Origin of the sequence: Endoryza foliicola, assembly GCF_050589245.1 — a bacterium.
Taxonomy (GTDB): domain Bacteria; phylum Bacteroidota; class Bacteroidia; order Chitinophagales; family Chitinophagaceae; genus Endoryza; species Endoryza foliicola.
In genome coordinates this window covers 407,342-433,240 of record NZ_JBOBEW010000001.1, presented here as the reverse complement: position 1 = coordinate 433,240, position 25,899 = coordinate 407,342, and the positions used below count along the sequence as shown (strand labels likewise).

General features: G+C 38.1%; 19 protein-coding genes. 5 read left to right on the top strand and 14 right to left on the bottom strand.

Annotation, left to right across the window (positions count from 1 at the left end; all coding sequences use genetic code 11):
- The first annotated feature begins 1 nt into the window (after nucleotide 1).
- Nucleotides 2–202, top strand: a complete 201-nt coding sequence (locus ACQ2HE_RS01795; RefSeq protein WP_178888506.1) for a hypothetical protein — start codon at nucleotides 2–4, stop codon at nucleotides 200–202.
- A 25-nt stretch (nucleotides 203–227) separates the two neighbouring features.
- Nucleotides 228–779, top strand: coding sequence for a bifunctional nuclease family protein (locus ACQ2HE_RS01790; protein WP_430895117.1), 552 nt, complete (start codon nucleotides 228–230; stop codon nucleotides 777–779).
- 193 nt (nucleotides 780–972) lie between these two features.
- Here the strand turns inward: ACQ2HE_RS01790 and ACQ2HE_RS01785 are convergent, their stop codons facing one another.
- The 11 genes from ACQ2HE_RS01785 to ACQ2HE_RS01735 form a co-directional block, all read right to left on the bottom strand.
- Nucleotides 973–1,365 (bottom strand): putative quinol monooxygenase, encoded by a 393-nt coding sequence (locus ACQ2HE_RS01785; protein ID WP_430895119.1) that lies wholly within the window; start codon nucleotides 1,363–1,365, stop codon nucleotides 973–975.
- Between the two features lie 160 nt (nucleotides 1,366–1,525).
- Nucleotides 1,526–1,972, bottom strand: coding sequence for a JAB domain-containing protein (locus tag ACQ2HE_RS01780; protein WP_430895121.1), 447 nt, complete (start codon nucleotides 1,970–1,972; stop codon nucleotides 1,526–1,528).
- Nucleotides 1,973–2,017: 45 nt separating this feature from the next.
- A complete protein-coding gene (locus ACQ2HE_RS01775) occupies nucleotides 2,018–2,890 on the bottom strand; it encodes an AAA family ATPase (protein ID WP_430895123.1) in 873 nt (290 codons plus the stop codon).
- 177 nt (nucleotides 2,891–3,067) lie between these two features.
- Nucleotides 3,068–3,418 (bottom strand): hypothetical protein, encoded by a 351-nt coding sequence (locus ACQ2HE_RS01770; RefSeq protein WP_430895125.1) that lies wholly within the window; start codon nucleotides 3,416–3,418, stop codon nucleotides 3,068–3,070.
- Nucleotides 3,419–3,780: 362 nt separating this feature from the next.
- Nucleotides 3,781–4,149: a hypothetical protein gene (locus ACQ2HE_RS01765; protein WP_430895127.1), complete on the bottom strand. Its 369-nt coding sequence runs from the start codon at nucleotides 4,147–4,149 to the stop codon at nucleotides 3,781–3,783.
- Nucleotides 4,150–4,463: 314 nt separating this feature from the next.
- Complete coding sequence (locus ACQ2HE_RS01760; RefSeq protein ID WP_430895129.1) at nucleotides 4,464–5,525, bottom strand: AAA family ATPase; 1,062 nt, start codon at nucleotides 5,523–5,525, stop codon at nucleotides 4,464–4,466.
- Nucleotides 5,525–5,818 carry a phage antirepressor KilAC domain-containing protein gene (locus tag ACQ2HE_RS01755; protein WP_430895131.1) on the bottom strand — a complete coding sequence of 98 codons (294 nt, stop codon included), beginning with the start codon at nucleotides 5,816–5,818 and terminating at the stop codon, nucleotides 5,525–5,527. Before ACQ2HE_RS01755 ends, ACQ2HE_RS01760 begins: the two co-directional genes overlap by 1 nt.
- A gap of 6 nt (nucleotides 5,819–5,824) precedes the next feature.
- Complete coding sequence (locus ACQ2HE_RS01750) at nucleotides 5,825–6,091, bottom strand: hypothetical protein (protein WP_178888515.1); 267 nt, start codon at nucleotides 6,089–6,091, stop codon at nucleotides 5,825–5,827.
- A gap of 81 nt (nucleotides 6,092–6,172) precedes the next feature.
- Nucleotides 6,173–6,448, bottom strand: a complete 276-nt coding sequence (locus ACQ2HE_RS01745; protein WP_430895134.1) for a helix-turn-helix domain-containing protein — start codon at nucleotides 6,446–6,448, stop codon at nucleotides 6,173–6,175.
- A 150-nt stretch (nucleotides 6,449–6,598) separates the two neighbouring features.
- Complete coding sequence (locus ACQ2HE_RS01740; protein WP_430895136.1) at nucleotides 6,599–7,492, bottom strand: hypothetical protein; 894 nt, start codon at nucleotides 7,490–7,492, stop codon at nucleotides 6,599–6,601.
- The gene (locus tag ACQ2HE_RS01735) at nucleotides 7,443–8,723 is read right to left on the bottom strand and encodes a site-specific integrase (protein ID WP_430895138.1); all 1,281 of its coding nucleotides are present in this window, start codon (nucleotides 8,721–8,723) and stop codon (nucleotides 7,443–7,445) included. The genes ACQ2HE_RS01740 and ACQ2HE_RS01735 overlap by 50 nt, the downstream gene beginning before the upstream one ends.
- A 1,440-nt stretch (nucleotides 8,724–10,163) precedes the next feature.
- Here ACQ2HE_RS01735 and ACQ2HE_RS01730 point away from each other — a divergent pair.
- The gene (locus tag ACQ2HE_RS01730; protein ID WP_430895139.1) at nucleotides 10,164–10,550 is read left to right on the top strand and encodes a GxxExxY protein; all 387 of its coding nucleotides are present in this window, start codon (nucleotides 10,164–10,166) and stop codon (nucleotides 10,548–10,550) included.
- A 111-nt stretch (nucleotides 10,551–10,661) separates the two neighbouring features.
- On the opposite strand, the gene ACQ2HE_RS01725 is transcribed toward ACQ2HE_RS01730, so the two are convergent.
- Nucleotides 10,662–17,576 (bottom strand): FG-GAP-like repeat-containing protein, encoded by a 6,915-nt coding sequence (locus ACQ2HE_RS01725; protein ID WP_430895141.1) that lies wholly within the window; start codon nucleotides 17,574–17,576, stop codon nucleotides 10,662–10,664.
- Nucleotides 17,577–18,181: 605 nt separating this feature from the next.
- Here ACQ2HE_RS01725 and ACQ2HE_RS01720 point away from each other — a divergent pair.
- Nucleotides 18,182–19,066, top strand: coding sequence for an HNH endonuclease (locus ACQ2HE_RS01720; protein WP_430895143.1), 885 nt, complete (start codon nucleotides 18,182–18,184; stop codon nucleotides 19,064–19,066).
- 13 nt (nucleotides 19,067–19,079) lie between these two features.
- On the opposite strand, the gene ACQ2HE_RS01715 is transcribed toward ACQ2HE_RS01720, so the two are convergent.
- Nucleotides 19,080–19,937, bottom strand: a complete 858-nt coding sequence (locus tag ACQ2HE_RS01715; RefSeq protein ID WP_430895145.1) for a Fic family protein — start codon at nucleotides 19,935–19,937, stop codon at nucleotides 19,080–19,082.
- A 139-nt stretch (nucleotides 19,938–20,076) separates the two neighbouring features.
- Entirely contained in the window at nucleotides 20,077–24,879 is a 4,803-nt protein-coding gene (locus ACQ2HE_RS01710) for a RecQ family ATP-dependent DNA helicase (RefSeq protein ID WP_430895147.1), read from the bottom strand.
- Nucleotides 24,880–25,415: 536 nt separating this feature from the next.
- Between ACQ2HE_RS01710 and ACQ2HE_RS01705 the strand changes: the two genes are divergently transcribed.
- Complete coding sequence (locus tag ACQ2HE_RS01705; RefSeq protein WP_430895149.1) at nucleotides 25,416–25,889, top strand: YHS domain-containing (seleno)protein; 474 nt, start codon at nucleotides 25,416–25,418, stop codon at nucleotides 25,887–25,889.
- Nucleotides 25,890–25,899 lie beyond the last annotated feature (10 nt).

Genomic DNA, 25,899 nt, shown 5'->3' with positions numbered 1-25,899 from the left:
TATGAGAAAAAAGGAAAACTTGCTAAATGCTTTAATTTCTTATGGAATTAAAGTTCTTGATGATAGTTCAAGCAAAATCCAAATTGAAAAGGGGTATACTATAGAAATTGAATCAAATGGAATTTATAAATTATTGGGAGATGGACAGGTTATTGCTCCTTTTGATGATTTGGATGAGCTTTGCAGATTTATAATGATGTAATTAAATGTTTGAAAAATTATAAAAGTTGGAAAAAAGGGAAATTCAAATTTTAGCGCTGAGCACCAGTGAATCATCACCAGGAAATTTTTCATTAGTTCTTGAAGATCTGATTGATAAAAAAAGATTTGTTATAATTATTGGCACTTTTGAAGCTCAAGCAATAGCGATATATTTAGAGCGGATGCAATTGCCAAGACCACTTACACATGATCTTTTCAAAACCACAATTACGCAACTAGGGGCAACATTAAAAGAGGTAGTTATTCATAACATAGTTGATGAAATATTTCAAGCTTGGTTGGTGTTAACTGATTTTGAAAATAAAGAAAAAAAAGTAGATGCTCGAGCTAGTGATGCACTTGCGCTTGCAATAAGATTTGATTGCCCCGTGTTCATTTACGAACCTCTGTTACATAAGGCAGCAATAAGTGAAGAATTCGAAAAGTTTAGTTTTTTGAGAGGCTCTGTTTCGGAATATACACTGGAAGAACTTCAATCTCTTCTCAATGACCTCTTAGCCAAAGAGGATTATGAAAGTGCATCCAAAATAAGGGATCTGATACAGCGAAGAAAATGAGTATAAATGTCATATCTTAAATCAACTGGTTTAATTAATATTTGAACACAATGTTGATGATTTATTCCTATAAAATTTTGAACAGATTTTGGGGTTTCCTGAAATCTCCTCCTTTGACTTATCCATGTTATAAAATAAGTGAGGAGAGGGAGAAATTAAAGGGTTGAACTTCGTGCAATTTTACAGGAAGTTATTAATAGTTAGGTTTTTTTGCTCTTACAACTAAATCTGTGTCAATTAACTCTAATGACAAAACCATATCCTTTACTGTTTCCTTATATTTTTTGAAATGTGGCGTTAAAATATGGGACTGATATGCATCTAAATTAGCATAAACCTCAAAGATGGTAATGGATGTGGCATCTTTTTTATCGGCAACAACAGTATAGGATAATACACCCGGCTCTAATTTAATTGCAGCATTCATCTGCTCTTGAAGTGCAGACTTGTAATTTTCAAGCTGATTTTCATCTACTTTAATTTTTGCAATTCTATACATAGTAATTGAATCCTGAGCTTTTGAATCAACACTAATTAGAGTTAATATTCCAATAATGAAGATTGTTGAAAAAATATATCTAATCATAATTAGTTAAATAAAAAAGGTTACACTATAAAAGTATAACCTTTTTATCATTATTGCTCCCCTTAATGGACTTGAACAAATATGATCTAGATCAACAACTTACATGGGTTTTAAATAGGTAACATATTAACTTTTACGAATATCTTACCCTGCTATTAATTCATTTTGACGAGTCAGCGAAGGAATAAAATGTTTTTGGTGTAATAATTATGTGATCGAGTACATTAATATCCAAATACTTACATGCTTCTCTAATTTTATTTGTAAGCTCCTGATCAGTGTTTGATGGATTTAGATTACCCGAAGGGTGGTTATGCGATAAGATTATACTTGTTGCAGCAATTTTGAGTGCAACCGATAAAATAAGTCTGGGATCTGCTATGGTTCCAGTCAATCCCCCAACGGATGCTTCATATACCCCAATTACATTATGCGCCCGATTAAGATAAGCTACAACAAATCTTTCTTGTAATGATATGGTTTCTTGCGGGTAGAAATCTTTTAGCAATTGGTACGCGTCTTCTGAGCATGAAATCTTATTGCCAAGTGTCTTTTTGGGAATATAACTTACTTGAATTTCTGCTGCTGATTGAGTGAGTTCTTTCATAATTAATGTTTTGAAAAATCCCCCACCAAATGGCAGGGGACCTAATTAGATAATTCCGTTTTTGTGAACGGGTAATTGACTTAATAACTTTCGATCATCATCTGCTTTGATAATGAGCTTTCTTTTTTGACTTTCGAATTCTGGCTTTAGACTCTGCTGAAACTGAGGGAACATCTTGTAAAGGGTAAGTAACTCTTGCATGGATTTGCATTCGCCAATACGATCTTGCACATCACTTGAATTGATATCAGATCCTGATTGACACCATTCTAAGATGAACTTTCCTACATCAGCCGAAAGCTTCATTTCAGGTTTACCAAAGAATAATCCGGTCCTGTCTTTAGAGGCTATGGCATTGTTTTTCATATCTAGATCAAACACCAAGGTCATCTCGTAGTCAAGGCCTTCTCTTTGGACCGATTTCAGCCCAACTTTTTCTGGGGCTACTCGACCATTTTTCTCATTCAGAACGTAATCCTGTTTGGTGCGAACTGTTGAGATCACATGAAACGGTGTCTGAAGAATCTTCTGTACAAAAGCATTGTGTCTTGGAGTAATCTTGTTCCAGTTTGTAAAGGAGTTCCCTTGTAAGGAAGAATGATACTCAAGCAAGTTTTCCCACTCGTGGGTAACGGAATCAATAATTATCACCTCCATTTCTGCTTTCTGACACACATCTAACGCCTGAATGTATTTCTCAGGAGTAAAAGGACCGGTCAGATTTAGTACTTTGAATGCACCCAAGTGAGCGTACAATTCGGCTGAGTGATTCTCAGTATCAATGACTGCAACTTTACCAAAATCATTGCATAATCCAAAAGCTATCAGCAACGCTGAATATGTTTTACCTGAACCAGATGGTCCCTGTAATGACATTTTAATTTTTGCTCTTTTTCTTTCTGCTGTTTGTAATTGCATAAGTTTAAACTTTTAATGTTTAGAAATAAAAAAGGGGACCGGTTGAAACCAGCCCCCTGTTATCCATCAATCACAACTGCCAAGACGCTACGAACTACTTGTAGCGATTGATGGTGTTGTGTGTCCTACACTTGGTCGTGTGGGTCCGAGCAGTGTTCTGTGATTTTTTTGGATAATCTAGATAGAAGCAACTTCATGGACTCTTGTGTGTCCAATTGCATTTTCGACTTTGCTATCCTGAGAATAGGCATAGGAATGCTGGAGCTTCATGATCTCGCCAGTCCTTGGATTAACGAAGTCATATGGCTCTGTAATGACCTTTACAACTTCGCCAGGAAGCTTTTGACCAATCATTGCTTCTGCTACAATTGCATTGAAAGTGCTGGGAATTGAGCACTTGCGTACAGTCGCGTAATAGCGACCAGTTGTGCTGCTTTGGATGAGCTCAACGCCACCCGTGATTTCAAGGGCAATAAATGTCGAGCCGTCTTTGCGTGTTCTTTCTGCGTAACCTGTTACTGTTACCATAGTTTGTTTTTTAATTGTGATGAAATGGATGTTTGTTATCTACCATTGATCTTGACCTGATGCAGGTGTGCACCACTGCAGTTGATCTTGAAATGATGGCAGTAAGTTGTATGTACTGGGAGCACGATGGTTAGTATAACCTTGTTTGCTCTGTAACTTTTTTGTAGTCTGGGGTTAGAGAGAGGGAAAAGTGTATCTGGATTTGGGAGGGGGTGCGGAGCTTCAATGGAGGTTGGCGGGGAGCCTTATGGGGGAACCTATCAAAGACTCGAATATAAAAATGCTCATGATGTTATGAGTAGTATAATTGATCAATTTATGAAGAGTAAGCGAGCATAAATATTTATGATAAACTTGTAAAATCACCTTTTTGATAGTGATAGAAATATGGAGTATGCATTATTGAGTTTTCCCCATATTTCTTTGTTGTAATAGGAATTCATTAGTTTATTTGGCTTAAATCGTTCTTCTATCATATCACTCATTTGTATCCTATCTATATACATTTCCTTAATTACTCTTTTTTGCGGGTCGTTGGGTTTTAATTCATATAGATGTTGCTTGTACATACGGTAAACGTTGTTCAACCAAATAAATAACTCATCTTTAAAATGTTCGTTGTCAAAAAAATGGATGTTATACTTATGTAAAAAGTAGTTTGAAGCGTCTAGTTGAGAAAGTGGCGCTGCTTCACTAATAATTTCAACAAAATGCTCTGGTCTTAATTTCATATACGTTGTTACATGTATATCGGTATTGTTGAAAATTACGTAATAAAGTTTACTGCTCCTAAGACTTAGATTAAATTATAGCTATCTTATCCGTTATGCGTACTATTTTTTGCCAGTATCTGTTTACAAAATAAATTGTAGAGGTGGGATTACTCCTCATGTAAATACACTTAAGCAATTTCATTTTTCATTAGTTAAATCAAATTTCATCCTCCTAATCACTTAACTGACTTAACTAGGTTAACTAAGGTACTAATTATCAAATTCAGTTAATCGAATTAAGTCAGTTAAGCAGTACAGAGGTTGACTTACGTTTAACTAGGAAGATTAAGTTTGTAATTTCCTTTCTCCGGTTTAATAATTATTCCGTTCTTTTCTAGGCGCTTTAATGCAGCATGTAGAGTGGGTCTGGTCATAATTCCAGTATTAACTAACCGAGCATATAAATCTGCTGTCTTTATAAAAATTGAAGGATCTCCATTTGTCAACTCACTGAAATGAGTCTGTAAAGTGATATCACTTCCAAATGTTTCATTGGCTGTTGATGAAGACGATAGGATATCCGATTCATAAACCTCCTCTTCAGCTACTATCATTTGATTTGAGTCAATCGAAAACTTAAGGACAAATTCTGAGTCATCTGGCCAATAACGGTAGGCAACATCTTTGAGGTATCGAATATTCTGTGTACTTCGATTAACACCAATCATAAAGTCCATCTCTTGACCAATGACACGTGATCCTGCCATAGTAGCAATTGTTATAGGTCGATCATCCATTTTCTGTGAATGGTGAATTAAAACTAGTGCTATGTTGTGCTTGTGTGCCATTTCCCGAAAACGTTTCATCAGGCTTGTAGAAACTGCGGAGTCTTCGATTGAATCTGTTGTTGTCCTTGTTACTGAGTCAATCATCACAAAGCCAGGTTTTACCCTTTCAATTTCGGCATCCAGCAATTCCCACTGTTCCTCCGTTGTTATATACCTGGCAAACGAATCATCAACCACATATACATTTTCACTCCAGGTCGGGTCCAAATTATACTTACTTGTAAATGCTTCCATTTGTCTAACGTTTCTGACAGTCCTACTTCTGTAGTACTCTTCCAAGCTGACTAGCAGCACTCTTCTGTTATCACAGTTGAGATCATCATTTAGAAAACGTGTAAGCCCAGCAGCAATGCTAAAAGCAAGATTTTCAACCAGGGTTGTTTTGCCGGATTTTGAAGGACCAAAGAAGCATCCAAGGCTTGGGCGTATAATACCTCTGAAAATTCTAGGAGGCTCTGGTAATCCCTCAAGTTTTGCCGACATGCAGTCCAGTGTTAATGCAGGTCCTGTGCAATTATCTATTGTTTTTTCTATTGTCTCTTTCATTATGAACATGGTTTGCATTTATGAAATTCTTCAAATACTATTCTTTCCAGTGCCTCGAGGCCCTTTATCTTTACCCGGGTTACGTTTACAGTAAAAGGCGGATTTGCCTTGTGTATTGTCTTCGTAGATAATTCAAACCATCCCCAGTCGCAGTATTTTTGGTATGGCTCATTATTATTCATTAAATACTTTTTCTCTCTCAACCAGGCAGCGAATTTTTTCTCGCCCCCTGGGAATTTTGTAATCTTTGCCGTTTGTTGTAATGAAAATGTGGTAGCGGATTTAGTTTTCATGATTTTTTAATTAACTGAAAAAATATTTGGGTGTATTTTGACTGTACCTGTTTTCAAAAAGCGGTCTAGTATAATTAATACGCTTTCATCTTCAAGCGGAATAATTCTATTCGCTTCGCATCCTAAAGAGATAGGATCTCCGACTGCCAAAAGGGAATAATGGTCGATTTCCATGTCAGCATATTCAGTGCTGCAATCATAGATTGCGAAGTACCCATGTTCCTTGTAAAATTGTAGTAACTGATTTGCAGATTTAAATCTTAGTTTTTGCATGTTTTTGTTTTTATGATTTTAAATGAGAGAAAATTCAAGAAATTTAGAATCTGATATATCTATATAAATTTGTTTTCTTAATCACATTACGTATTTGGTAGTTGCAGTTGTTGCATTATCAAGATCTGATTTTCTGTAAAGTAGCCTGCTGCCAATCCTTTGCCCACGTATTCGCCCCCCCTTTGTATGTGTATGTAGGGTACCCAGGCTAATGTTTAGATACTCAGCTGCTTCCTTTCTGGTAAGCAATTGTTCCGTTTTTGGAGCTACATCAGTAGCCTTTGCAATGGCTTGGGTAATACACCCATCGATCATCACTTTGAGATCATCTACTGTTATTCCCTGTATAATTAACATAGGTTACCGTTTTGACAAAAGTCAGCATTGATTTCTGGGGGATTTTGTCATTTTCCCCATTTTTTAATACCCAGTCATTAACTGTTACCCAGCCCAAAAAAAAGACCCCAATATTTAATCGGGGTCTTTTTAATAGGTCCTGAAATATTCTCAGTCTAGATGATATTTTGAAAGAAGAGTTTTTGCCAAGTCTGGGTAGCCAATATTTTTGAGTAGTTCTGCTGCTTCAAAAATATTACAACGGTTAGCATACGGATTATTTTTTTTATTTGTACCAATCATGTCTTCCCGAATTTTCCGTATCGTAGATTCACTTTTATTAAGAATGATTCCTATTAACTTGTCAAACCTTTTTGTTCCCATTGGATCCATTTTTCTTTCGATAGCTTCATTCAAACCTGTTTCTTTCAAAACAATCATTAAACTTTGAGCGGAGACTTTTGGTCCGATATTCAGTGATAATTTTTCCATCAACTCTTCTAGAAGTTGTCCATTGTCACGTAAGGCGGAATTTTCAATTAATAATTGCAAATGTTGGTAATAGTAATGACAAGATTGGAAAAGGTAAGCGACAAAAAGAGGATTATTTTTATCTGACCCTTTTGCGTTCAAAAGAAATTGCATTTCAAAAGGCATAATACTTTGATACCGTTCAATCAAAGATTCCAAATTACGTTTGGATAAATCTGTAGTAAAATGATCAACCTGTCCCTCAAACTCATTTAGATACCTTTTGGAGTGGTCGTATACTTCTTCAGGTATATGACTGTTACCTATGACATTCTGCTCAATCCGCAACCACGGTACAATATTTATATCAGGATTCAGGAAGCGACGTTCAACTTCATCTCTTGATCTCAGTAGATATGTGATTCTTAATTTTTCATCACTGACCCCAGATAAAGCAATATCAATTTTCGATTTCAGGCGCTCCAGTAAATGGTACTTTGATTCGTATTCCTCAAAGTTTTCTCCAGCATTGAATTCGTTTTTTTTAAATTGCTTTTCTGGCTGCTTCCCACTTTTCTTTGATAATCGTGGCATGATCAATTGATTTTATTTTGATGTATCTTAAAAAGGCTTTTTCTGTTTTATGACCCGATATAGCCATTATTGACAACGATGGGGTACCTGCCATATATTCATTAGAGCAAAAAGATCTTCGTGCAGTATGAGTTGAAATTAGCTCATTTTTTTTGAACGTTTGCCTAGCTTTTTTTCCTCCTTTAGTTATAGATAACTCTACTTCTTCATTAAGCGCTGGTATCATGGCAGCAATTTCTTTTAACTCCCTGTTGGTAACTTGATTTACTTTTGCTTTCGGCAGAATCCCATTATACTTATCAATTATTTTTTTCACCATGGGATGGATTGGAACTGTTACTGGTTCACCGGTTTTAGCCTGTCTTATCATAATAAATGAATCTTTTATTTCACTCGGTTGGATATTTTTAAAATCCCCAAACCTAAGTCCAGTTTTACAACCCAAGACAAACAGATCACGAGTTTTATCGAGCTTCTTATGCTTGGATAGATCAAGCTGATAGATCTCTTCAATCTCTTTTTCCGTAAGGTAGATTGCATCCGTTTGTTCCTTTATTACAATAAATCGCTTGTTCTTAAACTTCATACTTGTGGTAATCCCAAGTTCAAGTGCTTCATTCAATACTAACTTGATGATTTGAATATGCTTGCCTAAAGAGTTGTTACTATAGTTCTTTTCCTTAATAAGCCATTCATTGAATTCGTTGTAGAAATTGAGGTCAAAGTCGGTGAACTTCAGTGCAATATTTTTTTCCTTCTCATACAGCAGTACATTATTATATATAGTAGAATAAGTTTTGATGGTATTGATGTGGATTGCATGACCTGTTCTGTGATTAGTTCTTATACCAGTCTTAGAGTCATCAATCATTTTTTTAAAGAATTTGATAAACTCGCCTCGTTCACCTGCTTTCATTACAAGTGGTCGCAGTTTGCTAGAAATTGCCTCCTGTAGTTTTTTTGGATCAGGAGGGTTTAATCCACTTTCCAGTTCCATTCTTCTAAATGTTGTTCGAATAAAATTATCAATGGTGTTTATGCGCTCATTAAACTCTGGATGTTGGGGGAAAGAACGATTCTCAATTGCTCGTTGACGTCTCGAACTCCAATGTGCCGGCTTAATGAATTCATTGATATAAACCTTGACCTTGTTTCCATTATAACAGATGCGGCAAAAAATTGGTCTTGGTCCTTTTGACCTGGTGCTTTTGAGGTAATAGCTAATTTTCATGGTTTACAGATTTAATGAATTAATGAAAGAGATTTGTTTTTGTAACCCAAGGGTACATTGAGGGGTACACCAGGGGGTACACTTTCCCTGTTTTTATCTGCATTTATTTGAATTTCTTTACAATTAATCATGTCGTAGGGTAGACATAAATAGCTGTAAATAAGCACAATTAGCTGTAAATCAACAACTTATGCACAGTTCGCCCCACACCACAGATCAGGATTAGAGAAGCAACGAATTTATTCGTTGCTTTTTTCTTGATCAGGATTTACAGGATTCAAGGATTTACGGGATGGATTTAAATGCTGGATGATTTGATTTTCTCTCTCAAAGTGTACATGATCAAAGTGTAAACCCAACATTGAAATGGAGTTGGGTATTGAATCTCTGGATGAATTAATCTCCGCAATTATAGGCTGCGCCATGAAGAGTCGCAATGAGTTAAGAAACGCAATTCAGGTAGTGATTTAATGGAAGTGGGTTCTTTTTTGATCGGGATTTACAGGATTCAAGGATTTACGGGATGGATTTGAATACGGGATGATTTGATTTTCTCTCTCAAAGTGTACATGATCAAAGTGTAAACCCAACATTGAAATGGAGTTGGGTATTGAATCTCTGGATGAATTAATCTCCGCAATTATAGGCTGCGCCATGAAGAGTCGCAATGAGTTAAGAAACGCAATTCAGGTAGTGATTTAATGGAAGTGGGTTCTTTTTTGATCGGGATTTACAGGATTCAAGGATTTACGGGATGGATTTGAATACGGGATGATTTGATTTTCTCTCTCAAAGTGTACATGATCAAAGTGTAAACCCAACATTGAAATGGAGTTGGGTATTGAATCTCTGGATGAATTAATCTCCGCAATTATAGGCTGCGCCATGAAGAGTCGCAATGAGTTAAGAAACGCAATTCAGGTAGTGATTTAATGGAAGTGGGTTCTTTTTTGATCGGGATTTACAGGATTCAAGGATTTACGGGATGGATTTGAATACGGGATGATTTGATTTTCTCTCTCAAAGTGTACATGATCAAAGTGTAAACCCAACATTGAAATGGAGTTGGGTATTGAATCTCTGGATGAATTAATCTCCGCAATTATAGGCTGCGCCATGAAGAGTCGCAATAAGTTAAGAAACGCAATTCAGGTAGTGATTTAATGGAAGTGGGTTCCTTTTTGATCAGGATTTTCAAGATTCAAGGATTTACGGGATAGATTTGAATGCTGGATGATTTTATTTTCTTTGGAATTGGCGGTATTAAGAATGGTACCAAAATACTTTGATCAGGATTTACAGGATTCAAGGATTTACGGGATGGATTTGAATACGGGATGATTTGATTTTCTTTTTTGTTTTTATTCTCGTTGTAAAAGGTGTTTTTGATCATTGTAGAAATAGCATGTTTAGGTTGATTTGTGATTTAAACTTGATGCAATGACACTGAATGAATTAACCTATGCTATCAATGGCTGCGCCATGAAGGTTCATAATAAACTTGGGAATGGATTTCCGGAAATAATTTATCAGCGATGTTTGGCTATTGAATTAGAAAGAGCGGGTCTGATTTTCTCAAGAGAACTGGAAAAGGATATTTTCTATGACGATATACACGTAGGAAGCAGACGAGCGGATTTTGTTGTGGAGGACAAGGTGATACTGGAATTGAAGGCGCTAGTGAATTTAGAGGCAGTTCATTTGGCGCAGACAAAGAATTATGTAGTGGCTTATAATATTCCTATTGGACTATTGATAAATTTTGGCGCCAATAGTTTACAGTTCAGAAAAATATTCAATCCAAAATTGAATAATGATCAACTCTGAATATCGCAACATTCTAGTAAATAGGTTGCGAAAAAGACTAGCCTGAGAATCCTTGAATCCTGTAAATCCTGGTCCTGATAATTGAAAGCATGTTTTCTTTTTTATACACAACTATCTAACTAATACCACGGTGCCCTGTCTGGTAATTTTACCACAAGGGGTGGTTGCTTTGATTCTGTACACGTAAGCATCAGTACCGGCTTTGTAGCCGTTGTAGTAACCATCCCAACAATCGCTTGGGTTGGTAGTGCTGAATACGCGTTGCCCCCATCTATTGTATATTTCCATTAGAAAATCGGTGACATTTCCCCAATGACGCACGCCGAAGCAATCATTTTTACCATCATTATTAGGTGTAAATGCATTAGGAATAGGATAATCATTAGGAGATGGGGTGTTTGACACGGTAACAGTAATGCTGTCAATGGCAAAGCATCCGTTATTTAATGATCCTTTTACTTTATATACGGTTGTAGAGGAGGGTGTTGCAACCGGGTTAGGGATGTTCGCATTCGTAAGTCCGAGACTGGGGGACCAAAGATAGCTGTCTGCTCCACTTGCGTAGAGTTTTGATACTCCAATGATACAGTTTACATCATTCGACTTGGTAATTTTGATGATTGGTTTTGAATTCATAGTTACATGAACCGTTCTTATCAAACTATCACATCCAAAAGCAGTTCGAGCAGTATCAATATACACTCCCGCCTGAGTAACAGATATTCCCCAGGGTAGCAGATAGCTATCTCCCGAACAAAAACTCGCGCTGATGTTCTCTCTTTTTGCAGGTGTTACACTTAAGGCAACTACGGTGTATATACTATCGCAATTGGTAACGCTGTAATGAAGGGTGTCACGATAAGTTCCAGCAGTATTAATAATTTTTCCGGAAGGAAGTCGATAGATTTGTCCCTGACAAATTGTAGCATTAATGCTAACATTCGCAGCCGTTTGAACCGTTAAATCTACTGATCTTCTTAGGCTATCGCAACCTGAAACTGAGTAACGAATCGTATCTCTATAGATTCCGGATTGACTAACACTAGTTCCCCAAGGCAAGGTATAAGAGCTACCGCTGCAAATAACCGCTTTTATTGGTGCAATTGTAATGGCAGGATTTTGAACGGTTAAGTTTACAATTCTATATAAACTATCACAATTTGTGGTGCTGTATCTTAAAGTGTCTCTATAGGTACCCGAGGTGGAGACTACAGTTCCCCAAGGTAAGGTGTAAGAACTGCCGTTGCAAACTGTTATACTCGACGTTTGAGTGCTATTTGTTTGTACTGTTAAGTTGATGATTCTATACACACTGTCACAATTGGTGGTTGTATATCTCAATGTGTCTTTGTAAATACCACCGACAGATACCACCGCACCCCACGGAAGTGTGTAGGAACTTCCTGCGCATATTTTTGGACTGAGTGTTTGGATAGTGCTTGTTTGAACTGTTAAGTTTACAATTCTATATACACTATCGCAGTTGGTGGTACTATACTTCAATGTATCTCGATAGGTTCCACCGGCAGATACCACTGCACCCCACGGAAGTGTGTAAGAACTTCCTGCGCATATTTTTGGACTGAGTGTTTGGGTGCTGCTTGTTTGAACTATTAAGTTTACAATTCTATACACACTATCGCAGTTGGTGGTACTATACTTCAATGTATCTCGATAGGTTCCACTGGCATTAACAACGGTTCCCCAAGGTAGGGTGTAAGAACTTCCTGCGCATATTTTTGGATTGAGTGTTTGGCTAGAAGTGGACTGAACGGTTAGGTTTACAATTCTGTACACACTGTCACAATTGGTAACACTGTACTTTAATGTGTCACGATAGATTCCGCTTGCATTTACTATTTGTCCGGAAGGAAGCGTATAACCTGAACCGCTGCAAATTTTAGCGGTGATTGTTTGAGTGGAACTTGTTTGAATAGTTAGATTCACAATTCGATAAACACTATCACAATTGGTAACACTGTATTTGAGCGTGTCTTTATAGGTTCCGCTTGCAGATACTATAGCTCCCCATGGTAATGTATAAGAACCACCTGCACAAATAACAGGGTTCAAAATTTGAGTATTGCTAGTTTGAACCGTTAAGTTTACGATTCTGTAAACACTATCGCAGTTGGTAACACTATATCTCAATGTGTCTTTATAAACGCCGCTAGTAGTAACAATGGTTCCCCATGGTAATGCATACGAACCTCCTGCACAAATTTTGGGATTGATTGTTTGGGTAGAGGTGGATTGAACGGTGAGGTTTACAATTCTGTACACACTGTCGCAATTGGTAATACTGTACTTTAATGTATCTCGATAGATTCCGCTGGTATTCACGACCTGTCCGGAAGGAAGGGTATAACTAGAGCCGGCGCAAATTTTGGCGGTGGTTGTTTGAGTGGTACTTGTTTGAACGGTTAAGTTTACAATTCTATAAACACTATCGCAATTGGTAGCGCTGTATTTCAGCGTGTCTTTATATGTTCCACTGGTGGTTACAATAGTTCCCCAGGGAAGCGTGTATGAGCTACCTGCGCAAATTTTTGGATTGAATGTTTGCGTACTACTCGATTGAACAGTAAGGTTAACGGTTCTATATACACTATCGCAGTTGGTAATACTATATCTCAATGTGTCTTTATAAACTCCACTAGTGGTAACAATAGTTCCCCAAGGAAGTGTGTACGAACTACCTGCACAAATTTTTGGATTAAGTGTTTGACTAGAAGTGGACTGGACGGTTAGGTTTACAATTCTATACACACTGTCACAATTGGTAATACTGTACTTTAATGTATCTCGATAGATTCCGCTGGTATTCACGATCTGTCCGGAAGGAAGCGTATAACTCGAACCACTGCAAATTTTAGCGGTGATTGTTTGAGTAGTATTCGTTTGCACAGTGAGATTAATAGTTCGATAGATACTGTCACAATTGGTAACAGTTGATCTAAGCGTGTCCTTATATATTCCTGCGGTGTTAACAATGGTCCCCGATGGCAAGGTGTAGGAGCTTCCACTGCAAATAATTGGGTTTATGGTTTGGGAAACCGGAGTAATTACTAATAAATTGATATTGTATAGAATACTATCACAACCTAGATATGATTTTAAAGTGTCTTTGTAAGCACCGCTGTTGGTCAATATTTTTCCACTCGGAGTTGTATAAGTTTGATTTTGACAAACAGTTGGATTTAAGTTTTTGATTGTTGCAACTAAATTAGATATCACGAAAGAATCTCTATAGGTACAGCCTCCGTAAGATACGTTGACCCAGTAGGTACCCGGAGTAGTAGCGGTAAAAGTGGGAGTAGTGGCGCCATTTTGCCAGCTATACCCGGTAGCTCCCGCCGATGTCGCATTTATGATATAGGGTACAGCAAGACAAAGGGCTGTGTCTTTTCTGTAGCGAGGAATGACTGCGTTGTTCATTACCACATTCCCGTTTGAAAGCTTGCCTCTAGCAGCACCATCAATATAACGCCATGGGCTGAATACTTGTCCGGTTATTGCATTTACGGAATTGAATCTTATTCTTGCTCTTGTAAGTGTATTTGATGGGGCAAAATATTTAGTGAGTGTTGATTTTAATTCTGTGCCTGTTAATCCAAGGTTGGTATAGCCAGCCTGTTGACCAGAGTATTGGGTGCTGTTAGTGATTGGAGAACCTGAGAATCGCGCTCCGTTTCCAATAGATTCCCAAACCAGTTTTCCCTTTTGAGTTCCAAGAAAAGATTTGGAATAGAGACCAGCTCCATACAATGATGGGTTTGCCACATTCGATTGGTCGAGTGGAGTGGTTAAATTGGTATTGTACAATCTTAAATTGTTGTGTAGCCCGCCTTTATCATTTGCATAGAATACCCAAGCGATTCCAAAACCCGCCCAGCTCCCTTTATAACCCCCCACCACTATGTCTGATAGGCCGTCTCCATTTACATCGCCTGCTCCCGCTACAGGGTAACCGAAGAATTGCTGGTTATTTACATTATCTGTGATAACAATTTCCGGAGTAGCCGAAACGCCTCCGGGTTTTCCTAGGTAGATATAAGCTCTACCTTGTGGTGGACCTCCACCGGGGTTGTTGTATTCCGGAATGCCCACGATGATGTCACTATATCCATCGCCATTTATATCGCCTGCACCACTAACAGAAAATCCCATTTGATCATTTGTTCTATTTCCAGCCACATTATTATCAAGCGCTACTCCGGAGGCTATGATTCCGCCACTGCTGCCATAGTATACATAGGCTCTTCCCGATGAAGCATTGTAACCCATCGATCCTATCACGATATCTCCAAATCCATCACCATTTATGTCGCCGGCTGAGGAAGTGGAGAAACCGTATAATGCCCCACCTTGTGCAACACCGGAAAGCTGCGTGGCAGTGCCCGGCACAATACCTGTGCAACTTCCATAATATATGAATGCTGACCCTTGATTTATAAATCCACCGTTGTCATATCCGTAACATCCAATAATTATGTCGCTGTATCCGTCGCCATTGATATCACCGGCGCTCGAAATGCCGTATCCAAAATAAGCCGAAGCTTGATTTGCATCTGAAAGTGTTACAGCCGGTGTAGGAATTAATCCGGTAGCAGCACCATAATAGATTGACACTCTTCCTTCGTCGGTATTGGCTCCATCATCGTAAGTATATGAACCAATGAGAATATCGCTAAATCCATCATGATTAATATCGCCAGCGGATGAAACCGAAACACCAAAAGCCTCTCCGGCTTGAGTTCCATCGAGTGTAAGGTTCGATGCCGCAGGTAGGCCAGTTGGACTTCCGTAATAAATGTATACACGACCTCTACCGTTGAATCCAAATGCTCCAACTAAGGCATCATTATAGCCATCACCATTGATATCACCACCTCCATTAGTGGTATAACCAAAATAGGCATTGCCTTGATTGGCTTCATCTAATACTAAACTTGGAGTAAGAGAGATACCGGTTGGGCTTCCATAGTAAACAAAGGCGCGCCCCTCGTCGGCGCCATTGTCGTCGTATCCGTAGCAGCCAATAATTATATCTCCATAGCCATCTCCATTCACATCTCCCAATGAGTTAACAGACTGACCAAAACCGGATTGGTTTTGTGTAACGTTGTTTAAGACCATTGGTGATGTTGACAAGTATTGCGCTGAACCATGAAATACATAGGCGATACCCTCATTTGTTTGACCATTGCTATACTGGGCAGATCCTACAAGCAGATCGCTGTAACCATCACCGTTTACATCTCCTGCAGAAGAAACCGAAGAGTTGGTGGTCGTCAAAGAAACCAAAGAACTGAGATTGAGACCGGTACTTGCTCCGTAATAAATTCTGGTGTTGGTAGCTTGAACACCAATAATTATATCACTGTATCCGTCGCCATTAATATCTCCCGCACTGTTTACCGAAACTCCTAAGAAGGCATTTGCATTATTTGATTCTACCAAGGAAGAAGGAGTTGGTAGTGTACCTGCTGCAGAACCATTAAAAAGATAAAAGGCTCCTTCATTTGCTTGCCCATTACTATAACCTGAAGCTCCAACTATAATTTCACTGTAGCCATCACCGTTAACATCGCCGGCAGATGCAACAGAAATTCCCATTGATGCATTTGGGATATTGCTTTCAACTATAGTGCTGGGTGCTGCACCAATTCCTGTTGCTGCACCAAGGAAAACAAAGGCAGCACCCTCTCCGGCTTGACCGTTGGCATATCCGCTTGCGCCTACAACTACGTCATTAAAGCCATCACCATTTACATCACCGGCGGAGGCTACGGCTGTTCCAAAGTTTGCGCCTGCACTGTTCATCTCAAGCTGAATTGCAGCAATTGTATTAATGCCAGTAGCGGAGCCATGAAAGACGAAAGCCACACCTTCGTCTATTTGTCCATTGTCGAATAGTTTTGCTCCAACAATTAGATCGCTGAACCCATCATTGTTTACATCTCCTGCCAAGGCAACTGAGCAACCCATGTTTGCGCCGGTCTGATTACTTTCTAAAACTGCAGCAGGTGCGGTTAGAATGCCACTTGCAGAGCCATGATAAATAAAAGCAGCCCCTTCGCCTGCTTCGCCATTTGAATAGCCAGGCGCGCCAATGATGATATCACTATATCCATCTCCATTTATATCGCCGGCGGTGTTCACGGAACTTCCAAATAGAGCACCCACACTATTGTTTTCAAGCAAAGCTGCCGGTGTGGTACTAATGCCGGTGGCTGAACCGTTATGGATGAAAACGGCTCCTTCGTTTGCTTGACCGTTGTCGTAAGTATTAGCGCCCAATAATATATCGCTGTAACCATCACCATTGATATCACCCGCAGAGCTAACCGAAAATCCCAATTGAGCATTAGCCTTATTACTTTCAATGCTCGTATTTGCCGTGGTGCTCAAGGGGTCAATTGTAATTGGGTAAACTGCATTGGCAGTGTTTACATTGATAGAAATAGTTTGGTTTTCTACACTGAAAAATGCTTCTAGTTGTGTATTTGTTGCGTCCCAAACTTTTAAATCGTTGTAGGTTAATTTTTTACTGAGACCATTGGCTTCTTCTATTGCAAATTGAATTTCCCTTTCATGTACTTTGTTTAGATACCAACCATTGTTCACTTTCAGTTTAACTGACACAATCTGGCTATTAGTTGAGGGAGCTTTTTCAATAATGAAATTTTGACGCACACCGTCTTCGTTATTGATGTATTGAGTAGTTAAGAAGTTGTTTTGTAACAGTAACTCATTTTTATCAGTTACTGAGATGCTTTTGGAATTGGGTTTGTAAAAAAGTTCATTGTTTACAAATAGGCCCTCGAGGCTAAGCGTTAAACGCCATTTTTCTGAGCTATCCAATCTTGGTTCAAGGGTAAGTTCTTTGTCGGAAAAGAAGGCTCTTAGGTTTTGGTTTCGATTGGGTGCCGAGTAGGAGTTGGACTTAGCTATTTGTTTTATCTCGTATTCTTTTAATGAAAGTTCCTTAACTGCTTTTTTATACCAGTCTGTTTTTTTCAAACTGTTCGTATCTGTTTGTGAAAGGTCAGCTGTTGTTGTAATACCACTATTGAGGTAGAAATTTTTAGTGTGTTGGCTCTTTGCGTTTGAAGTAACGCCTGCATTCTGTTCCTTTTTTGTAGCGTAAAAGTGGATAGTGAATATGATTAGTGCAAACCAATAAAGGTTTTTGACGAACCCATATTTCGGAGAATTAGTTTTAGTGCTCAAGATGTTGATTGGTGTCTTCTTTTATGGAGATTGGATTTCTTTTCGAAAAGCACCGACTCCTGCCAAACAACACATTATTGAAGATACATATTTGATTCTGTTTAAATATAATTTTTTTGAACTGAAAACCGAGTTGGTCATGATATTGAGAAAATGCTAGTTTGTTGAAAATAAACAAGATGGATATGAGTATTTGACAAGAATGAACACAATTTTGATTGATGTCAATTATACGCTGGCGACGTTTTTGACAACGTTTGTTAATAAAAGACTGCTACATCTGGTATCGATTGCGTTAAATAATAGAGTGATTTAAAGAGAGTTTCAATATGCAATATTCGTAGACGTTAGAAAGGAATGAGAATATTTGATTAACTTCAGGAAGCAACTAACTCATGGAGAGACTCCCATTTATACCTGATTATATTTACAAGCGATCTGCAATTCACGACCAATACGGCGGGAATAGACAGTCGGGTATTTCACCTTGTGGTAATGCACCCTATATTTTCATTTTTTCTGGAAGGACCGGTGAGCAATTTGGCTATAAAGATGGATGGGATAATGAAGACATCTTTAGTTATACCGGGGAGGGGCAAGAGGGAGATATGAAATTAACGAAAGGAAATTTGGCGCTTAAGGATCATGTTAAAAATGGAAAACGTGTTTTCTTGTTTCAATATCAAAGTAAAGGGTTTGTAAAGTTTGTTACAGAGCTAGAATTTTTTGATGTTGACAGCTTTAGTACGCTGGATAAAAATGAAACATACAGGGTGGGTCTGAAATTCTTTTTTAAGAGGAAGGGTGCATATATACCTGTAACACTAGATCAGATCAATCAATACCAAATTCAGGAAGGCATTGTAGATTATGGAGGTTTGCTGGTTCCTTCGGTTACGGAGAGATCAGGCTTAGTTACATCTCGTGTAGGACAAGGTGCATATCGAAAAAGGGTTATCTACCGATGGAAGTATCAGTGTGCGGTTACTAAGTTTGATCGCTTAGAAGTTTTAATCGCATCTCATATTGTTCCTTGGGCCAAAGCCAGTAATGAAGAAAGGTTGGATGTTAACAATGGCCTGCTCCTTTCACCAACATATGATGCTTTGTTTGATAAACACTTGATTACATTTGATCGTGCCGGAAAGATAGTGTTATCAAACAAGATCGAAACTTCGGCATTTGAAAAAATTGGTGTAACGGGTAAGGAGCGAATAGAAGGGCTTAGTACGTATAACTTTTCCTACTTAGAACGGCACAATGAACTGTTTGCGATTTAGCGTAGGTCATAATTTATTCAACCCTCAACCCATAACTCGTACTTCTACCACCACCCACTTCTTTCACTAATACCTTCTTGTTCAATAAATCAGTAATATCTCTCAATGCGGTATCGGGAGAGGTTTTGGTGAGCTTGGCCCATTTAGAGCTGGTGAGTGTACCTTCAAATCCGTCTAATAATCGGTTGATCATTTGGTGTTGACGGGAATTCAGAACGGTATTGGCATGTAGTTCCCAGAAGCGCGCTTTTTGGAGTACTTCGGAAAGTGTTTCGTTGCTCGATTCGAGGGCATGATCCAAGCAATTCAAAAACCAGTTGAGCCAGTCCGTTATATCCATAGAGCCTTTTTGGGTGTGCTCTAGGATTTCATAATAGCCTTTTCGCTCTTTTCTAATTTGAGCACTCATGCTGTAGAACCGTTGCGCTGATTCATCGGCACGAGAGAGCTGTAGCTCGGCGATTGCACGCGCTATTCTTCCGTTCCCATCATCGAATGGGTGTATGGTTACAAACCATAGATGGGCAATGGCGGCTTTGAGGATGGGGTCCATGGACTGGTCTTCATTGAACCAGTGAATAAATCGATTCATTTCCTCTTCAAGTCGTTCTGCTTCAGGTGCCACAAAGTGGACGATTTCTCTTCCCTTTGCACCGGATACAACCTGCATCGGATCTTCTTTTTTGTGGTTTCTCCAGTTGCCAACAGTTTTTGTATACATGCCGCTTCTTCCGGTTGGAAACAAGGCTGCGTGCCAGCCGAACAAGCGATCGGCCGATAAAGTGCGAGTATGGTTTTGAGTAGCATCGAGCAACATTTCAACGACCCCATCTACATGTCGATCAGAAGGGATCAAAACGGCAATATCCATTCCTAGTCGGCGAACTAGGGAGAATTAAGGCCTTTAATCTCAGCATTTTAACTTTCTCCGCATATTTTGCGGAGAATAGAGCCTTTAATCTCCGCATAGATATTGTACTAGAGCTCTAGCTTGAAAGGCAAGTCGCCGATTACTTAGTTAGTACCAACTCGGGAAGTATTATTTTTGATTCTCTACTGGTTGCCTCATCTTTCCAGTAAACAATAAAATTCACCTGCGCTTTGGCGATTTTGAATCCTTTCCTAGTGTAATCATTTAAGTGATCTTGAAATTTTTGAGAGAATTTGCAAATAATCTCCCCTCTTGAGTTCCCTAATCCATCTTTGAGTATCTGGAGATTTGCGCCGCTGTAAAGTCCCACTATTCTATGTTGGACATATTGAAAATAGCCAAGTCTGACATCTCTGTGAGATAGAAATAGACCTATTTGCTGGGGCTCTGGGTATGTTAACCTGTCTTCTTTATATGTTATACCACTGAACGAAAATGGTTTCAAATAATTACCGTTGTAATGGATTGATAGAATTGATTTCGCTCTTGTAATAGCAACGTACAGTTGTCTTTTGTGTTCATCTGTTTCTGGAGTGAAATTGCTCAATAATAAAAAAACGTTATCGAATTCTTTCCCCTTTGCTTTATGAATGGTTGAAGTATAAACAAGTTCTGATTCAATGTTAAGAAAGTCTTCTACTTTAGACTCTAGTAGAAATGAATTCCAATCACTTTTGTATTTTTTTGCTGTATTGGAGTCTTCGAAAGCTTTGATAATTGCATTAACTAGTTCCCTTTTTGAGCTATTATGTATGTGAATGTTTAATTGTCGTTTTGCATCGGCCCAGTCTTCTTCGTTTATCAAAGGACTTTCAGTATGATTACTAATTTGATCAGAAAAGTAACGAAGTTCGTAGAGATTATTCAGATTAAATCCGTCGTTTGATTGAATCAATTTAGTTTGTATCCCCTTTTGTAATAACAATCCGGAAACAAGCATTGCATCTTCATTGGTTTTGGTAAGTATACAAGTGCTCCCCGACAGCGCTATTTGGCTAATATGATTTGCTAGCGGCACAATAATGTTGTTGTTAGTGTATTGTGTAATATCAATAAAGCCATTTTGTTGTTGCTTTGCGACGCCGGGTTCTGTTTTGAGACGCTTGCTTATTGTAGCTGCCCAGTTGTTTGCAAAGGACACAAGATTTTCCGTGCTTCTATAATTCTCTGTAAGTTGATATTTTGTGGCTGCCTTTTCGCTTACTAAGCTCTGCATAAAAGCAGAATCTGCACCCCTAAAACCGTAAATATTCTGATCATCGTCTCCAACCAAAATGACACGCATCTCCTCATTTTGCTCCATCAGTACTTTTACTAACTCATACTCCTCTTTGTTCATATCCTGTGCTTCATCAACTACCAGTACAGATTTAGTGATACGAAAAGGCTCGATTTCCCCTGAACGAATTTTATTAACTGCAGTACTAATTATTTTTTCCGATTCAAAAAGACTCCCAACTCTTCCCAAAAGATCAAAACAATAGGAATGAAAAGTTTTTATTTCAATGAAGTTGGCAGCGTTTCCGATTAGGTCAATCAAGCGTTTTTTAAATTCAGTGGCAGCAGCTCTAGAAAAAGTAAGCATTAATAATTGTTCGTGCTTCACGTCTTCTGTCAATAATAATGAAGCTAGTTTGTGAACCAACACTCTGGTCTTGCCACTTCCCGGTCCGGCGGCAACTACTATATATTGATTACCCGAGTCTTTAATAATTTCTAGCTGATTGGCGGAGAGGGTGCCGAATAGTTTCATGAATTTTTCGGGTGTCAGTGTTCGCTTTATATCCTCCTGTCTGCTTCCTGGAAAATATTTTGACAAAAAAGAGAAGTAATTCAGTCGGAAATAGTCGTCTACAAACTGCAAGGCTTCATTGTAGTTACGAATCATTTTTTTCGCATATTCTCCAACAATATGAATTTGCTGTACTTTTTGTTGGTAAAACTGCTTTAGTTTTTCATAATCACTCTCTTTATATTGAATGCGATTGTTCATTTCAATTCTGTCAATGGTGAGTTTATTGTGAACAACCAAAAATCCTCCTTCAATCTTAATTGCCTCTATTCTTGACAGGTAGAATAGGGTATCTTCAATGTCATCGATTGTTGCCTTAATGGAAAACATACTTTGCTCCTTCTCTGCTATTTCTTTTAACTCCTGAATAGAAGATTCGATCAATATTTCTTCCTGTTTACCATCAAGCACAGATAGTTCTGAAGCCTTTTTGTACAGATACTCAGTAATTGATTTTGCCAGCAAGTGTCTTTTCTCTTGTTTTTTCTGAAAGCTTGATTTTTCAATCAACATGCCAATCTTCAGATGATTCTTTGAGTACTCGAGATTGTGTTTCTTGATCCAGTTTTTTATTGACCAAAAATTTAAGATTGTTTTGAGCTTGTTTAAAGAACTGTCTTTGACCCCCGATTGAAGGAAAAACTCAATAACCTCTTTTAAGTGATAAGAAGTATCGCCTTCATTTAAATAATTCAGAAGTAGTTCTTCTTGCTTTCTAAAACTTTCAGCTATTGCCAAAGATTTATTGACCGAATCGCTTTTTTTAACGAAGATCGTGAGATCTCTAGTTTGTGCTAGAATCCCTTCTTCACGCATTATTTCTACGAGACGTATAACTTCTTCTTTAACAATTCCCAATTGATCGGAAATGTAATCAATCCTTGATTCGGCCATTTCTTCAGTAGAAAGCCTTTTGCTTTTGCTAGAAAAAAGTTTTTTAATGATACGGGCTGCCTTTGACTTTTGCGAATCAGAAAATTTCTCAGATGAATTAATTTTGTCAAGTGCTTCTTGAGCATTCTTACTGAGTATGCTATTTGCAAAAACCTTAGGCATATTCTGCCCTCGCTTGAGATAGCCAGCATCTTCAAGGGCTGCTATTGCTGTTGTAACTCTCGTTTCAACTTCATTTATGCCATCGTCCCAGCCGGCTTTTCTGGCAATCTCAAGGGCAGAATTTGATACCTTATCTCTAGTTTTTGTTAGTTCTTTAATTGCTTTCCATATCTGGTTAATTTCTTTACTACTGATTTTTGTTTGATTTAACAGAATAAAGTGTTTATCTAAGTCTTCTTCGTTAAACAACACATAGCAGTTGGCACTTATATTTTCATCTCGTCCCGCCCTTCCTGCTTCTTGCACATAGTTCTCTAGTGAATCAGATATATCGTAATGTATAACAACTCCAACATCGCTTTTGTCAACCCCCATACCAAAAGCAGATGTAGCGACCATTATGTTAACATCGCCAGACATGAATGCATTTTGGTTTTCGGACTTTTCGTCTTTATCCATTTTTCCGTGGTATGGTTTTGCTACAAACCCATCATCATTTAATCTTTTGGCAAGTTTGTAAGCTTTTTTTGTTCGAGAAACATATACAATAGTCGGACAGTTATTGGCTTCTATAATACTTCTCAATTGACTGTACTTTTCTTCTTCATTGTCTTTTTGATAAACACTATAATGTAGGTTTGTTCTTGAAGCGTTTGCCCTAAACAGATTTAAATTGAGGTTTAATTTTTCTTTGAAATACGATCTTATATCCTCTATTACTTTTTGCTTGGCGGTAGCTGTGAAGCAAGAAACGGGAATGTTAGATTCAAGGCCTTTTTTTTCTTGCAGGCTTTTTATGAAGTCTCCGATATACAGATAATCAACCCTGAAATCTTGTCCCCAAGAGGAGAAGCAATGCGCCTCATCAATTACAAATCGTGCAATTTTTCTTTTTAGAAGAAGCCGCTCAATCGTAATTGACCGGAGCGACTCAGGAGAGATATAGAGAAGACTTACCAAACCGTTTTCGATTCTTTCGATGGCTTTACTACGTTCAATCGGATCTAATAGCCCATTTATTGTTACAGCTTCTGTAATTCCCTTTTTTTCAAGATTGTCTACTTGATCTTTCATTAAAGATTGTAAAGGGGATATCACAACCGTAAGGGCTTTTGCATTTTCGCCGCTCATTAGGGCGGGAACTTGAAATGTGATAGACTTGCCACCACCAGTGGGAAATACAGCTAGAATTGATTCTCCGCGAATTGCAGCATCTACAGCATCCTGCTGCAATGGCTCCTCATTATAAGTTCGAAAGATTGAGAAGCCAAAGTGCTTTTTTAATGCAAGAATTGGATTCAGAGCAAGCTTACAATAGTCACATCCCGATATGCATGGATTGTTTTTCATAAGGAAAATCAATCTTTCTACTTCAGGATAATTTCTCAGTACCCAAGGAGGTGTAATTGAATATCTATCGTCACAATTTAGTAGCGCCAAGGTATAGGCTAAAGCTATAGGTGATTTTTCAATGAATGATGCAAGTTCACTTTGACTACATATTTTGCCCTGAAATCTTTTCCATATAAGGTTTTCTGCATGTTTTTTTTCTTTTGAAGATAAATATTGAAGGTATTGAAAGAAGTTGCTAAATCCTTTTTGGTCAAAAAGCAATAAGTAAATAATTTCCTTGAATTCATCATCAAGTTTCTGAAAAGCAGCGACTTCATCAAAGAAGAGATTCTTTGCCTTCTGTGAATCGTTCAATGGATTGTTTAGTTCGTCTGTTTGAAGCTTATCGTCTTTTAGTAGGTTATGGTATGGGTTTTTTGGAAACAATAATGGAGATAGAAAAAGTGTATCAATTGCGCGCTCCTCTCCCCAACTATTTGCACCAAGATGCTTGGCTATATAAATCAAATCATGATTGATTATATTATGACCGCATATAAAATCGGCTTTTGACAAAAAAGAAACAAGTTCGTTTAGATCATTTCTATGCAGAAGTAAACCATCTGAGCTGATAGCGCCTATGTCCAGGATCTGTTTTGAACTGGGATTCACCTCTAAATCAAAAAAGGAGACTGTTGGCATTAGGATAGGTAGGTTTGGGTTAGTTCTAAGTTAGTTTAAGGCAGTGAGTTATAGAAACCTGTTTTACTTAAACAACACTTAATTGGTTTTATTATTCATTCGGAAGAAAATTTTCATTATTAAACCGTACAGCACAATTTATTTAAGTTAGCCTGTCAGTCTATTCCGAAATGATTTCAACCAGCCCTTATTAATCCTTAGTAGTGAGAGAGATACGCTTTAAGTAATATTGCTATAGAAAGCCGGTTATGAAATAAATGGTGATAGGAAGCTTTAGCTTTTTAGAGATGCAACTTCGATTTTTCTTTGGATTATATACATATCTAGAGCGTTCTCTTTCTGACTCTTATACATCTTTACTATTTCTCTCATTCAAAAGCGATCTTCGAAGTTCAATCCCTTTCATCGAACTAGAGTGTCGTTTTGTATAGCGGTTCTGTCTGAATTTATCCGCTTGAAGCTCGATCTTCTTGTTTTAAACTTTTTTCATCTTCCTGTAAGGAATCCTTCTCCCCTACGTATAAACTAATAAAAACATGAAAAAGACGCTCAGTATACTCTTGTTAGTAGCAACTATTTTCTTACAAAATTCGGGCTTTGCTCAATCGCAGGATCAGAGAAAGCAGCAGTATAATTTGGGGAAAGCGGGCCTGGCCATTGAAGGGTACGATCCGGTGGCGTATTTCGTGTCGGGAAAGGCGGTTCAGGGCTCTAACAAATTCGCTACTTCTTATCAGGGCGTGCTGTACTATTTCTCTAGTCAACAAAACAAAGACTTGTTTAAGGCAAATCCCGATAAATATGAGCCTCAATACGGTGGCTGGTGTGCCTATGCGATGGGCGCTACGGGAGAAAAAGTGGAAGTGGATCCTGAAACATTCAAGATTACTGATGGGAAACTCTATTTGTTTTATCATTCGTGGACGAACAACACACTTTTAAAGTGGAATAAAGACGAAAAGAGTTTGAAGTCTAAGGCCGATGTTTCTTGGAAAGTATTTATAAAATAACAATATCAAA